This window comes from Stakelama sediminis (assembly GCF_014199335.1).
GTDB classification, from domain to species: Bacteria; Pseudomonadota; Alphaproteobacteria; order Sphingomonadales; family Sphingomonadaceae; genus Sphingomonas; species Sphingomonas sediminis.
On sequence record NZ_JACIJI010000002.1, the window covers coordinates 74,443 to 87,813 of the forward strand.

Sequence of the window (13,371 nt, forward strand, 5' to 3'; positions counted from 1 at the left end):
TGTTTATCTACAGGCGGGGCGATAAGCCTCCCCGAACCACGGCCTTTGCCATCGTTTCGTGATTCTTTTGCTACGCATGTCGCATGGCTTTGTCATGGGGATTCACGGTGTCCGCACCATATTCGCTTAAGCCTGTGTTCATTTGGCAACAGCACAGATTGCAAGCTGACGCACTGCCCTATACAGGACGGCAACCCATTCCTCGGTCCGGGAAAATTTCACGCCCATGTTCCTGACACGCTATGAGCGGATGATCGCCCGCCGCTATCTGCTGCCCGGCAGGGGGGAGGCATTCATCTTCCTCGTCGCCTCGATCAGTCTGGTCGCGGTCATGCTGGGCGTTGCCGCGCTGGTGGTGGTGATGAGCGTGATGAACGGCTTTCGCGTCGACCTGTTCGACAAGATTGTCGGGCTGAACGGACATGCCGTGGTGCAGGGTTATAACGGCCAGTTGCGCGACTGGCAGGAGATTGTGCAGGACGCGCGCAAGACCAGGGGCGTGACGACCGCCATCCCGCTCATCGAAAAGCCCCTTTTTGCGGCATTTCAGGGGCGTACGGAGGCGGTGCTGTTGCGCGGCATGCGAATGGAGGACATCGAAAAAAACGCCACTATTCGCGACAATATCAAGCAGGGCAGCCTTGCCTCCCTGAAGCCCGGCAACAAGACGATCGCCATCGGGTCCCGGCTGGCGGAGGCGCTGGGTGCGACGGTGGGTAGTCAGGTATCGCTGATCAGTGTCGAGGGGCATGCGACGCCGTTCGGGACGGTGCCCAGAATTGTTTCCTACCGGGTGGGCGCGATATTCGAGGTCGGCGTCTATGATTACGACAAGGCGTTCGTGCTGATGCCGATGCAGGATGCCCAGACGCTGCTGCTGATGGGCAATTCGGTCGGCATGGTGGAGGTCAACACCACCAACCCCGACAAGGTGGAGCAGATTCTCGCGCCCCTTGCGCAGAAATATGCCGATGTCGCGCAGGTGACGACCTGGAAGATGATGAACCGGCAATTGTTCGAGGCGCTGAAGGTCGACCGCCTCGTCACCTTTACCGTTCTGTCGATCATCATTCTGGTTGCGGTGTTCAACATCCTGTCGTCGCTCATCATGCTGGTGCGCGCGAAGACGCGGGACATTGCGATCCTGCGAACCATGGGCGCGCCCAGAAAGAGTCTGGTCAAGATTTTCATGACCGTCGGCACGACCATCGGCGCGCTGGGCATCGGCGCGGGACTCGTGCTGGGGTTTGTCTTCATCTATTTCCGGCAGGGGGTGGTGAACTTCATCGGCTTCGTCAGCGGGCAGCAGATATGGGATCCCTCGATGCGCTATCTGACGACGCTGCCTGCCAGGACCGATCCGGTGGAGGTGCTCGGCATCGTGGTGATGGCGATGGTGTTCTCGATCCTTGCCACGCTTTATCCGGCGCTTAAGGCTGCGAGCACCGACCCCGTACAGGTGCTGCGCTATGAGTGAGCCCGTTCTTGCCACCAGCGATCTGTGCCGCACCTTTGTTCAGGGGCGTGCGAGGATCGATGTGCTGCGCGGCGTCAACCTGTCGGTTGCGCCGGGGGAGATTGTCGGACTGCTCGGCCCGTCGGGTTCGGGTAAATCGACGCTGCTTCAGGCGGTAGGGCTGCTTGAAGGCGGCTTCGAAGGCTCGATCCGCATCGAGGGCAAAGAGGCCGCACGGCTGAGCAATTCGGGACGCACCGAATTGCGACGCGATGCGCTGGGCTTCGTCTATCAGTTCCACCATCTGCTGCCCGATTTTAACGCGATCGAGAATGTCGTGCTGCCCCAGCTTATTCAGGGCAAGACCCGGCCCGAATCGGTGGATCGCGCGACCAGCCTGTTGACGGCGCTGGGGCTTGGCGAGCGGCTGGAACACCGGCCCAGCCAGTTGTCGGGCGGCGAGCAGCAGCGCGTGGCGGTGGCGCGTGCGCTGGCCAATCGTCCGGCGATCGTTCTGGCGGACGAGCCCACCGGCAATCTCGATGAAAAGACCGCGGATGTCGTGCTGAATGAGTTTCTGCGCCTGGTCCGTCATGAGGGGTCCGCCGCACTGGTCGCCACCCATAACGAGCGGCTGGCGCGCCAGATGGACCGGGTGGTGCGCCTGCATGAGGGCGTGCTGTAATAAACCCGGCTTGGGAATGGGGCTGTTTTCGCCTTATGCTCCTGTCGCTGGACGATAGGAGCGAGGCATGGCTGGTCTGTTCGATATTCCCGTAACCGCTGCGGACGGCGGCGCTACCGACCTGTCGGCATGGCGGGGACAGGTGCTGCTGATCGTCAACACCGCATCGAAATGCGGGTTCACTCCGCAATATGAAGGGCTGGAGGCGTTGTACCGGGACTATCGGGATCGCGGCTTCGCGGTGCTGGGGTTTCCCTGTAATCAATTTGGAAAACAGGAGCCGGGAAATGCGGAGGAAATCTCGAATTTCTGCTCGCTAAACTATGACGTGACCTTTCCGCTGTTCGCGAAGATCGACGTCAACGGCACGCATGCCGCGCCGCTTTATACCGCTTTGAAGAAAGCGGCGCCGGGGTTGCTGGGGTCGAAGGCGATCAAATGGAATTTCACCAAATTCCTGGTCGATCGCGAGGGGCGGGTGGTCAATCGATACGCACCGAACACGAAGCCGGAAGCGGTCGCTGCCGATATCGAAGCGCTTTTGTAAATCCGTTACCGACGCGGGCGAGGGAGGGGGAAGAAGGCCCGCGCCGGTAACGGCTCACCGGCTCAGTTGCCGGGATTCCAGGGCTCGAACGCCATATCGAACGCTTCGGCAACGGCGGAATGGCGAATCTTGCCTTCCGATACGTTCAGGCCGTTGGCGAGATGGCGGTCGTCGCGCATCGCCTTTTCCGCGCCCTTGTTGGCGAGCTTCAATACGAAGGGCAGGGTGGCGTTGTTGAGCGCGAAGGCGGAGGTGCGGGCGACGGCGCCCGGCATGTTCGCCACGCAATAATGCGTCACGCCGTCGATTTCATAGACCGGATCGTCATGCGTGGTGGCACGTGACGTCTCGAAACAACCGCCCTGATCGATGGCGATATCGACCAGCACGCTGCCGCGCTTCATCAGTTTCAGCATGTCTCGGGTGACGAGCTTGGGCGCTGCTGCGCCGGGAATCAGTACCGCGCCGATGACGAGATGCGCGCGCGACAGCGCCGCTTCGATGGCGGGTTTGGAGGCATAGGCTGTCTTGATCTGGCTACCGAAATGCAGATCCAGTTCGGCCAGCCGATCGTTGTTGATGTCGTAAATGGTGACATCGGCGCGCAGGCCGGTTGCCATCTGCGCGGCGTTGATGCCTGCAACGCCGCCGCCCAGGATCGCGACGCGCGCAGGCGCCACGCCGGGTACGCCGCCCAGCAGGACGCCGCGACCGCCCTGTTCCTTTTCCAGATAGTGCGCACCGACCTGAACCGACATGCGGCCGGCAACCTCGCTCATCGGTTTGAGCAGCGGCAGGTTGCGGGAATCCGACGTTACGGTTTCATAGGCGATACAGGTCGCGCCGGACTTCAGCAAACCTTCGGTCTGCGCGCGGTCGGCGGCAAGGTGGAGATAGGTGAACAGCAGGTGCCGGGGTTCCAGCATCGCAATTTCGGAAGGCTGCGGTTCCTTCACCTTCACGATCATCTCGGCGTCGGCAAACACGCTTTTGGCATCAGGAGCAATGCGGGCGCCCGCGTCGATATAATCCTGATCTTCGAAATCGATGCCGTCGCCTGCATGGGTTTCGACAATCACTTCATGGCCCGCGCGCACCAGTTCCGAAACCGATGGCGGGGTCAGGCCGACGCGATATTCGTGATTCTTGATTTCCTTGGGAACACCGATGCGCATGATTCACCCTCGTCCTTTGAATGTTGTCACGCTGCTATATCATTCGGAGGGCCAACGAATCTGTGCAAACTTTGCTCCGGCGCAGTGAAAATGCGCATGCTTTGCCTGTTATTTTGATATATGGCAGAATAATCATGCATATAGACAAGATAGACCGGAAAATATTGCGAGCGCTTGCCCTGAATGGTCGCGCCAGTGTCAGCGATATCGCTGCCCTGGCCGGCTTGTCGCAATCCGCGTGCACGCGGCGCATTCAGGCACTTGAGTCGTCGGGCCGAATCACCGGCTATGCTGCCCGGCTGGGGCGGCGGGCGCTGGGGTTTCGACTCGTGGCGCTCGTCGATATTTCGCTCAATACGCAGGTGGAGGAGGATCTGGCGGCCTTTGAGCGCGCGATTGCCGAAATCGACGGCGTGATTGAATGCGCACTGGTGTCCGGGGCGCAGGATTACCGGCTGAAATTGCTGTGTCGCGATCTGGACGATTATGAACGTCTGCACCGCGAACATCTGGGCCGTCTGCCGAATGTCGTGACCATCTCCTCCAGCTTCGTGCTCCGCGAAGTGCCCACTCGCAAGGAAGTGGATGCACTGATCGGGGATGTGGGATAAGGGCCGTATATGGGCACGCTCGTTCATCGGGGTTTAAGGCACGCCATTGCGGAGGGCGACGGCCCGTGCTACCGCGCCGCCGGTCGGAAAAATGATGACGAGCATATCGGTCTGATGACCCGTCCAAAAGCATATCGGGCACTGTTCTGCCTGTGACATCTTCTGAAGAAACACCGTTGGAGCCGGCGGACCGCCCGGCCGGCGACCATGGCCATCACGGTCATGGCGACCAGAAGCTGTGGAAACTGTCGATCGCCGCGATCGGCGTGGTGTTCGGCGATATCGGCACCAGCCCGCTTTACGCATTCAAGGAAACCTTTGACGGTCATCACAAGCTGACGCTCGATACCGCCCATATCATGGGCGTTATCAGTCTGATGTTCTGGTCGATGATGGTGGTGGTGACGCTGAAATACGTCACTATCATCATGCGTGCGGACAATAAGGGGGAGGGCGGCAGCCTTGCCCTGCTGGCGCTGGTTTCCGGTAAGACGAAAAGCCAGCGCTGGTCGCGCGGAATCATCCTGCTGGGCGTGTTCGCAACCGCGTTGTTTTACGGCGACTCGATGATTACGCCCGCCGTATCCGTGCTGGGCGCGGTGGAGGGGCTTGCCGTTGCAGCTCCCGGCTTTGGCGGGCTGATCGTGCCGATCGCGGTCGTCATTCTGGTCTTCCTGTTTTCGATTCAGCGTAACGGCACATCGCGGGTCGGCGCCTTTTTCGGGCCGATCATGCTGGTCTATTTTTCCGTGATCGCTGTCCTGGGTGTCATCAGCATCGTCAAAACGCCGCAGGTGCTGGCTGCCCTGTCGCCACATCATGCGATTGAGTTTTTCCTGATCAGCCCGTTGCCGGCCTTTTTCGCGCTGGGTTCGGTGGTGCTGGCAGTAACGGGCGCCGAGGCGCTTTATGCCGATATGGGGCATTTCGGCCGTCCGCCGATCCGCGTTTCCTGGCTGTGGTTCGTGCTGCCCGCGCTGATGTGCAACTATATGGGGCAGGGCGCGCTTTTGATGCGCGACGGCGTGCTGGCGTTGGAAAGTCCCTTCTATCTGCTGGCACCTGATTCCTTTCGCCTCCCGCTGGTGCTGATCGCTACGGCGGCTGCCATTATCGCCAGTCAGGCGGTCATTTCAGGCGCATTCTCGGTCACGCAGCAGGCGATTCAACTCGGCTTCATTCCGCGTCTCCGCATCGATCACACCAGCGCATCAACGGCTGGGCAAATTTATATCCCGCTCGTCAACTGGCTGTTGATGGGCATGGTCATCCTGCTGGTGCTGACCTTCCAGAACACATCGAACCTGACCTCGGCCTATGGCATTGCGGTGACGGGGGCGATGTTGATCGATACCTGTCTGCTGGGGGTTGCGCTGTTCAAGCTGTGGCACTGGAAGAAGCGCTACGCCATTCCGCTGCTGGTGCTCTTCTTCATCGTGGACGGTGCCTATTTCACCGCCAACCTGACGAAGATCCCGGATGGCGGCTGGTTCCCGCTGATGGTCGGCTTCATCATCTTCGCAATGCTGACGACCTGGGCCAAGGGCCGCAAGCTGATGCTCGACCGCATGCGCGAAGCGGCGATGCCGATCAAGGTGTTCATTCAGTCGGCGGCCAATTCCGCAACCCGCGTTCCCGGCACGGCGGTGTTCATGACCTCCACGCCGGAGGGTGTGCCGCATGCGTTGCTGCATAATCTGAAGCATAACAAGGTGCTGCACGAACGTGTGATCCTGCTGACCGTGAAGATCAGCGATGCCCCGTTCGTTTCCGATGATAATCGCGCGAAAGTCGAGGATCTGGGACAGGGTTTCCACCGCATGGTGATCCGCTATGGCTTTATGCAGGATGCGGACGTTCCGGCTGCGCTGAAACGGGTGCATAGCTGTGGCGCGGAGTTCAAGATGATGGACACCAGCTTCTTCCTGGCGCGCCAGACACTGCTTCCTGCCGAGCGACCAGGCATGATGCTCTGGCGGGAAAAGCTGTTCGCCTGGATGCTGCGCAACGCCGAAAGCGCAATGGAGTTCTTCCGTCTGCCCACCAATCGCGTGGTCGAACTGGGTAGTCAGGTCGAGATTTGACCGAATCTGTACCGATCATCGTCACCGCTTTGTTCGGTGGCGAAGATCAGGCGATGTTCGACCGGCTACGGCGCGCGCATTTCCCGCCGGAACGCAATTTTCTCGACGCACATCTGACGCTGTTCCATCATTTACCGCCGACCTTGCTGCCCGAACTCAAACAGCGGCTGAATGCGGAAACGCGTGGGCAGGCGGCACCGCCATGCAGAATTGCGGGATTGCTCAATCTGGGGCGCGGCGTCGCGTTCCGCATCGAATCGGAAGGGCTGGAGGACATACGCGACCGGCTTGCAGATGCCTTCGCGCCGATGCTGACGCCGCAGGACAGCGCCGGATGGCGTCCGCACATTACCATTCAGAACAAGGTCGCCCCGGTCGATGCGCGTAGATTGCTGGCGCAATTGCAGGCCGGTTTCATACCATGGCAGGTGCGTCTTACAGGCCTGGCTGCATGGTATTATCGCGGCGGTCCCTGGGAAGCGATTTCCCGACATATGTTTGCTTGACCGAGGGCGAAACCCGCCCTATGTCGCCCGCTCGCCCACGGCGGTACCCGCCGGCGAATGATGGTGTGGCGGAGTAGCTCAGCTGGTTAGAGCACCGGAATCATAATCCGGGTGTCGGGGGTTCAAGTCCCTCCTCCGCTACCATCGTTACCCCCGATAAGGGTAGCACACGGCAAAGGTCTTTATCCCCGGCCAGATTGAGGATTGCGCAAAGATCACCCTCTAGGGTTACCGAATAGCCATCCTCTTGCGGCTGGACAATCACGCGATCAATCAGCCCTCGAATCACGTCGAATGCCTCCGTGCGATTCTCTTCGCTGGTTAGGCCCGTGTGCAGTTTTTCCAGTTCATCACGATAGCGGATGGCAAGGCTTGGATGGAGCATCGGGACAGGCTCATCCTTTACCGCCAATTCAGCTTCGAGAACCTCCCTACGCGCTTCCAGAGCGACCATTTCATCTTTCATGGGCAATGCGGGCATACCTTCGCAGATCGCATCGACCATCTGCTTGACGCGGCGGCGATTGCGTTCGAGTTCGGCCTCTTTCGAGGCTCGCGCTCGTGTTTTTTCTGTCTGTAGGGCGTTGAAGCTGCGCGTGTATTCGCGGCAAAATTCCTCATACATGGCAGGCTCCATGAGGCGCGTGCGGAGGCCTTCAAGCACCATTTCTTCGACCTCTTGGCGCTTCACCCGCATACTGTTGCGGCATTGGCCCTTGTCGAAATAGTTGGCGCATCCGATTTGCGTCGCATTCTTGACGACATAGGCGGAGCCGCAGCAGCCGCACTTGGCGAGGCCTGTCAGGAGATACTTAGGGCGGCGTGCGCGCTCGCTGGCACGCTCGCGGATGCTATCCTCTGTGAGTAGATCGAGGCTGCCTTGGCGCTCTCTAACCTTCTCCCACTGCTCATCGGTCACAATGCGCAATTCAGGCACATCGTGAATGACCCACTCACTTTGAGGATTATAGCGGGTAATGCGCTTGCCAGTTTTCGGGTCTTTGATGAATTTCTGGCGATTCCAAACAAGCCGACCGACATAGAGTTCATTGTTGATGATGCCTGCCCCACGCAGACGGTTGCCATTGATTGAGCTTGGGGACCACGCATCGCCGCGTGGCGCTTTCACGCCTTCCGCGTTCAGCCGCTTGGCAATCTCGCGAGGCGACATGCCTGCGCCGTATTCATCGAAAATCCGACGAATGATCGCAGCCTCATCTTCCTTGATGGTTCGATCACCACGGATAGGCTCGCCATTCGCATCAAACTGTTTGAGGACGGCATAGCCGTAGCCAATGCCGCCGCCCGATTTCCCGTTCTCAATGCGACCGCGCATCCCGCGTCGGATTTTCAGCTTGAGGTCTTTGAGGAACAGAGCGTTCATCGTGCCTTTGAGGCCGACATGTAATTGGTCGATAGCCCCTTCCGACAATGTATGCAGGCGGATTTCCTGAAAGGTCATATCGCGATAGACTATCGCAATGTCGGCCTGATCGCGGGAAATGCGGTCTAGCGCTTCCGAAAGCACCAACTCGAAACTGCCCGATTGCGCATCTTCAAAAAGCGATTGGATGCCGGGCCGCAGGAGACTTGCCCCAGATTCTTCCTTGTCCGCGTAGGTTTGGACAATCTCCCACCCCTGCTTTTCGGCGTATTCACGGCAAACGCGGAGCTGGTCTTCAATCGAGGATTCTTTTTGAAGTTCGCTTGAATAGCGGGCGTAAATTGCAATGCGGGTCATGGCGCGTCTTTTTCAGGTTGGCGATGGGTTTTGATATATACCTCATAATCGCACCTAGCGGCGTGCCTTGCAAGCATTCTGACCAAGGAAATCAAAGACTTTTCCGCGTTTTTCGCATCAAAATCAGCTTTTAGTCTTCCCTTGTTTTCATCGCGTTTCCGCATGACAATTTGCCTTCGCCCGAATTTGACTTCGAGCCGAAGGAATCATGCTTTGCAGGGTAATCTCGACACCTTGCCATGACCGCATACGAACTACTCTCGGACTTCAATCATCGTTTCTCCAAACCCAGACCGACCAACGCTTGTGAAACGAACTGCATCGAAATTTATGTCACCGCATATCTGGCAACGCTTTCGAGCAAAAAACGCTCACTCTTCAATTAGATCAGAAAAAGGTTAACCAGATTTTAACCTATATTCGCAAACCCGCATGAAAGCTGGCGTCGCGGTCCATCATGCCTTCAGACAAAAAAAGCGGAGCCGCTGGCCCCGCTTTAAGTTCTCGCATTGGTCGCGCCTCTAGCGTCGCGGTATGCACCTTGCCTGATAGTATTCGACCGTTCCCGGCATCTGGCGATTGCAGGTTGCATTTCCTCCGGGCTGACACTGTGCCGATACCACGTAGCCAGCAAACAGGATTGTTCCTGCCTCCATGAGTTGAATGCCAATGAAGCGGCGCCCATCGGGCGCTTCCCAAACACTGCGAGCGGCAGGGCCGTCTTTGGTCTTGGTGTTGAATAGCAGCGGGCTACCCACCGGAATCATGCCTGTGCCATTGACGCTCAAGACCGTGATTGTGCCGCGAACGGTGTCCATGACGGCGGAAAGGCTAATCCGCCCTTCCGCCGCATTGGGTGGGATAGTGCCGTCCGATTGGAGAGGCGCTCCTGCGCAATCCATCGTGACGGTGCGCGCTTGCGCGGGATGAGAAGATATGAGCGCGGCGATCACCAGCGCCGCAATCGCTGATTTTTTCATACGAGCCTCCATTGCGCGCCGACATTTTGTCGGCGCTTGAGGCCTCCCCATTGCTCTTGAATCGCGCTCCATTGCCAAGCCGTTGGAGGGCTACGGATTAGCCAAGCAGGGGCAAAGGCTGGCTAACGCGCTGACATTGCCGTGGCACTTCCATTGCACGGCGCATGACTGGAAAAGTCATGAGGTAAAGCCGCACAGAGGCAGCATGGATACGAAACCAAAGATCGCGGCGACAAAGCCATTCCCACGCGGCACCAACCCATTGCAAGCCATCGAAGGCCAGACAGGCACTTCAGTCTGGCTTCAGGCAGACCAGCACTATGCCCTTGGGCAGTTGTGGCTTGGACGTAACTCTGATGGAGAGGCGGTGGGCGTCGATGACAACAGGCATATCGTCACTGTGGCGGGAAGCCGAGCTGGCAAAGGCACATCGCTCATCATTCCGAACTTATGCCTTTGGCCCGGTAGTGCGGTCGTCATCGACCCCAAGGGGGAAAACGCGGCTTGCACGGCGCGCTATCGCGCCACTTTGCCCGATCATCGCGTTATCGTTCTCGACCCCTTTCAGGAATCCGGCGTCGCAGACGAATTGCACGGCGCTTACAATCCGCTTGATCTGATCGACGCCGCCACCGATGAGGCAATCGACCTTTCAGGCGCGCTTGCGAGTGCGATTGTCATGCGCAGCAATGACAAAGATGCGCATTGGGATGAGTCCGCAAAGCAACTGATCGAGGCGCTTCTACTGCATATTTGCGAAATCGAGCCATGCGGCGAGCGCCGCTCTCTGGCCCGTCTTTATCAGCTTCTTATGCGCGGCGACGCCGAATTTTCAGCGCAGATTGATGAAGAAGCCATATCGGCGGGCGAGGAACCGCCGCAGATGAACGGATTCCAAGCCCTTTGGCTCCACATGGCGACTTCCGAAGCCGAAAATCAGAATGTCAGGGATATCATCATTGGCGCGGCTGAAACCATCCGGGCGATGGGCGAGGCCGAGCGGGGCAGCGTCCTTAGCACGGCACGCAGGAATACCCGCTTTCTTGCAACGCCACGGATTCAGAAGGTGCTTGGCTCCACGAGCTTTGCGCTCGAAGACCTCAAGCTGCACAAGGGCGGCGTTACCCTCTATCTGTGCCTTCCGGCCCGATATCTGGCTAGCCATGCACGTTTCCTTCGCCTGATCGTGAACCAACTTCTATTCCAGATGGAGGCGGTCGGACTCGCTACACCCGCTTGCGGGCATCCCGTTCTTTTCATCTTGGATGAGTTTGCCACCCTTGGGCATATGGAGGCCATTGAAAAAGCCGCTGGCCTCATGGCTGGATACGGCATCAAACTTTGGCCCATTCTGCAAGATCTCACGCAGTTGAAGCGGCATTATCGAGAAAGCTGGGAAACCTTTCTCGGCAACGCGGGCACGCTCACCTTTTTTGGAAACACGGACTTGACCACGCTCGAATGGCTGACCAAACGAATGGGCCAAACCGAAATAACCATCGTCGATACATCGACGAGCCGCACGCACAGCCAAGGCACGTCCACACAAAGCGGAACATCGACCAGCGCCGGGGCAACGTCACAGGAAGGTGCGAGCGAGGGAGCCTCTGACATGGCCCCGATGAGTGAAATGGCGACCGTTCAAGGCGGCAGGAGCATTATGGATATGTTCCTACGGCGCGCATCCAAAACGGTTGCGACAAATTGGGGCCGCAGCTCGTCGCAGTCAACTTCCGAGACAAATGGCACCAGCCAAACGGACTCTGAATCGAACAGCACGGCTGATGGTGAAACGACGAACAGGCGGACTCAGGCCGTGCCGCTGATGAGTGCGCAGGAAATCGCCAGCTATTTTGACCGCTCGGAGGGCAGATTGATCGCGTTTTTGGGCGGTTATGGGCCTTATGCCGTGAGCCGCACCCCCTACTACGAAGACGCCATCTTTCAGGGACGCTACGACTGATAGAGGATGCGGCGCGGAATTTCGGAATAGACGCGCCGATAGGAAAGCGGTGTTGGGAAATCGAAGAAGCCGAGGTGGGTTTCATGCGATGCATAAAGCCCATCGAGCCAATCATTCGCTGCGCCACGTTCCGCAGTCTGAATCTCGGTCAGCGTCATTGTGATCTCGAACGGAAACGTCCAGCCGAACAAATCGGCAGCTCGTTCCGGGCAGAACGCATAAGCATGGTCCCATGCGAAGGAAATGATCGTCTTATCAATGGTCGGATATTGGCTGGCAAGCCAATCGAACCGCGCCCAATATCCGTCATGCATGACGTGGTGGAGACGAGCGCCGTCTGGTAGCTTTATGACGCGCTGACTGTAGCGCTTCTCATACGAATAGACGGGGTTAGCGCTCGCGGGGGTTATCTTTACCGGCTCCATTTTTCGATCTTGCCATATCGAATGCGCGCCTCGCACGGTTTGCCTCTACCTGATTGTTCTGGTTTTGATTTTTCGTCTCTTTTGTCGCGCCCACAAGGCGGGATTGCCTTGCCGCGTGAACCTGTCGATTGACGCTATTTTCGCCCATGCCCTTTGGCTGGGGCGCAAGGCTTCCCGCCGGAGCATGATCGACCTTCGCTGACTCTTTTGCCTTTGGCGTATCCTGCCGTGCGGCGTTTTCAGAAGCTGCCTTTTTGAAATCCGGCGATACGCTCATTTCACTCTTGCCCGGCAATTTCTTCACGGGACGTTCTCCCAAGCTGACAGAAAAAAGCCCCGCACAAGGGATGGCCTCGTGCGGGGCGAAGTTGGGGCAAGGCCATTGGTTTTAGGGATTGCCAAGTTGGGCCTTGAGGGTTGCGGGGTCAGGGATGCCCTGCATCGTTTGCCGGAGAATTGTGCCGTAGCCCGTCTGGCTGGCTTCATTCACCTCATCAATCAGCTCGTAACGCAGATCGTCCGCCGCGCTGCATGATTGGCGATCAAAGGCACAGGCTACGTCCAAAACGTTTGCAAGGATGGTTCGTCCAACCTGCGTGCCGCGAACTGTCTCAGACCGCTGCTGCATCACATAGCCTTCGAGGCTCATTGCCACCTGCTGGATTTGCGTCGCCCGGTCATAGAGATTTTGATATGCCGCGACCGACGAAGTGACTTGTCCTTGCAGGACTTGGAGCTGCGACTGGTATTGGTAGTCGAGCGCCTTGATTTGCTCTTGGTAAGCCAACTCGGCATCGCGCTCACCCTCTGCACGAGCCTGCGCGACGGCCCTTTCAAAGTCTGCCTGTTCGTCCATCTGCGCCTTGGCGGCTTCCGCTTCGACCGTGCCGATTGCGGTGCCGACCAGCGTTGCAGGCTTGTAAGCGTCAGGCGCGAGAACTTGTGCCCCGCCCAAGAGGGCCGCAAGAATGACGCTCTGACCGCCCAGCATGAGCATGAAGCGCACCAGCCCGCTGCCACGCGAACGTGGCAGCGGCAGGGATTGCAGGGGTGGACGTGGAGAAGGTGCCGCAGACGGCGGCATTGGGGCATTTCCGCCCGGTTTTTGGGTCATGTCATGTTCCTCAATGTGCGGAGTTGCACGGAACAGGATATGCCTCGGAGGTTTGCGCACATGATGCACGCCTGCCGGGACACG

At 58.5% G+C, this 13,371-nt stretch carries 14 protein-coding genes and 1 tRNA gene; 8 read left to right on the plus strand and 7 right to left on the minus strand.

Translation table 11 applies throughout. From position 1 onward, the window contains the following. Positions 1 to 226 precede the first annotated feature (226 nt). The 3 genes from FHR23_RS07045 (at position 227) to FHR23_RS07055 (ending at position 2,688) form a co-directional block, all read left to right on the plus strand. Complete coding sequence (locus FHR23_RS07045; protein ID WP_184002342.1) at positions 227 to 1,477, plus strand: lipoprotein-releasing ABC transporter permease subunit; 1,251 nt, start codon at positions 227 to 229, stop codon at positions 1,475 to 1,477. Next, the gene (locus tag FHR23_RS07050) at positions 1,470 to 2,141 is read left to right on the plus strand and encodes an ABC transporter ATP-binding protein (RefSeq protein ID WP_184002344.1); all 672 of its coding nucleotides are present in this window, start codon (positions 1,470 to 1,472) and stop codon (positions 2,139 to 2,141) included. Before FHR23_RS07045 ends, FHR23_RS07050 begins: the two co-directional genes overlap by 8 nt. A gap of 67 nt (positions 2,142 to 2,208) precedes the next feature. Next, positions 2,209 to 2,688 carry a glutathione peroxidase gene (locus tag FHR23_RS07055; RefSeq protein WP_184002346.1) on the plus strand — a complete coding sequence of 160 codons (480 nt, stop codon included), beginning with the start codon at positions 2,209 to 2,211 and terminating at the stop codon, positions 2,686 to 2,688. A gap of 62 nt (positions 2,689 to 2,750) precedes the next feature. Here the strand turns inward: FHR23_RS07055 and ald are convergent, their stop codons facing one another. Beyond that, the gene (ald, locus tag FHR23_RS07060) at positions 2,751 to 3,863 is read right to left on the minus strand and encodes an alanine dehydrogenase (RefSeq protein ID WP_184002347.1); all 1,113 of its coding nucleotides are present in this window, start codon (positions 3,861 to 3,863) and stop codon (positions 2,751 to 2,753) included. A gap of 134 nt (positions 3,864 to 3,997) precedes the next feature. On the opposite strand from ald, the gene FHR23_RS07065 reads away from it, so the two are divergent. The 4 genes from FHR23_RS07065 (at position 3,998) to FHR23_RS07080 (ending at position 7,208) form a co-directional block, all read left to right on the plus strand. Then, on the plus strand, positions 3,998 to 4,474 hold the full coding sequence (locus FHR23_RS07065; protein ID WP_221227421.1) for an Lrp/AsnC family transcriptional regulator: 477 nt from the start codon (positions 3,998 to 4,000) through the stop codon (positions 4,472 to 4,474). Positions 4,475 to 4,650: 176 nt separating this feature from the next. Beyond that, positions 4,651 to 6,558, plus strand: a complete 1,908-nt coding sequence (locus tag FHR23_RS07070) for a potassium transporter Kup (protein WP_246359763.1) — start codon at positions 4,651 to 4,653, stop codon at positions 6,556 to 6,558. Continuing rightward, positions 6,555 to 7,064 (plus strand): 2'-5' RNA ligase family protein, encoded by a 510-nt coding sequence (locus tag FHR23_RS07075; protein WP_246359764.1) that lies wholly within the window; start codon positions 6,555 to 6,557, stop codon positions 7,062 to 7,064. The genes FHR23_RS07070 and FHR23_RS07075 overlap by 4 nt, the downstream gene beginning before the upstream one ends. A 67-nt stretch (positions 7,065 to 7,131) precedes the next feature. Continuing rightward, positions 7,132 to 7,208: transfer RNA gene (locus FHR23_RS07080), tRNA-Met, on the plus strand. Here the strand turns inward: FHR23_RS07080 and FHR23_RS07085 are convergent. From FHR23_RS07085 to FHR23_RS07095, 3 genes are all read right to left on the minus strand, one after another. Continuing rightward, positions 7,165 to 8,805: a recombinase family protein gene (locus FHR23_RS07085; protein ID WP_184003205.1), complete on the minus strand. Its 1,641-nt coding sequence runs from the start codon at positions 8,803 to 8,805 to the stop codon at positions 7,165 to 7,167. The genes FHR23_RS07080 and FHR23_RS07085 overlap by 44 nt on opposite strands. Continuing rightward, the gene (locus tag FHR23_RS07090) at positions 8,802 to 8,969 is read right to left on the minus strand and encodes a hypothetical protein (protein ID WP_184002351.1); all 168 of its coding nucleotides are present in this window, start codon (positions 8,967 to 8,969) and stop codon (positions 8,802 to 8,804) included. The genes FHR23_RS07085 and FHR23_RS07090 overlap by 4 nt, the downstream gene beginning before the upstream one ends. Before the next feature lie 357 nt (positions 8,970 to 9,326). Next, positions 9,327 to 9,785 (minus strand): hypothetical protein, encoded by a 459-nt coding sequence (locus FHR23_RS07095; RefSeq protein WP_184002353.1) that lies wholly within the window; start codon positions 9,783 to 9,785, stop codon positions 9,327 to 9,329. Positions 9,786 to 9,990: 205 nt separating this feature from the next. Here FHR23_RS07095 and FHR23_RS07100 point away from each other — a divergent pair, with 205 nt between their 5' ends. Beyond that, on the plus strand, positions 9,991 to 11,748 hold the full coding sequence (locus FHR23_RS07100) for a type IV secretory system conjugative DNA transfer family protein (RefSeq protein WP_184002355.1): 1,758 nt from the start codon (positions 9,991 to 9,993) through the stop codon (positions 11,746 to 11,748). Here FHR23_RS07100 and FHR23_RS07105 read toward each other — a convergent pair. The 3 genes from FHR23_RS07105 to FHR23_RS07115 all read right to left on the minus strand — a co-directional run bounded on the left by FHR23_RS07105 (position 11,739) and on the right by FHR23_RS07115 (position 13,287). Beyond that, positions 11,739 to 12,173 (minus strand): hypothetical protein, encoded by a 435-nt coding sequence (locus FHR23_RS07105; RefSeq protein WP_184002357.1) that lies wholly within the window; start codon positions 12,171 to 12,173, stop codon positions 11,739 to 11,741. The two genes, FHR23_RS07100 and FHR23_RS07105, sit on opposite strands and share 10 nt — an antisense overlap. Continuing rightward, entirely contained in the window at positions 12,139 to 12,477 is a 339-nt protein-coding gene (locus tag FHR23_RS07110) for a hypothetical protein (protein ID WP_184002359.1), read from the minus strand. Before FHR23_RS07110 ends, FHR23_RS07105 begins: the two co-directional genes overlap by 35 nt. Positions 12,478 to 12,561: 84 nt before the next feature. Next, positions 12,562 to 13,287 (minus strand): hypothetical protein, encoded by a 726-nt coding sequence (locus tag FHR23_RS07115; protein ID WP_184002361.1) that lies wholly within the window; start codon positions 13,285 to 13,287, stop codon positions 12,562 to 12,564. Positions 13,288 to 13,371 lie beyond the last annotated feature (84 nt).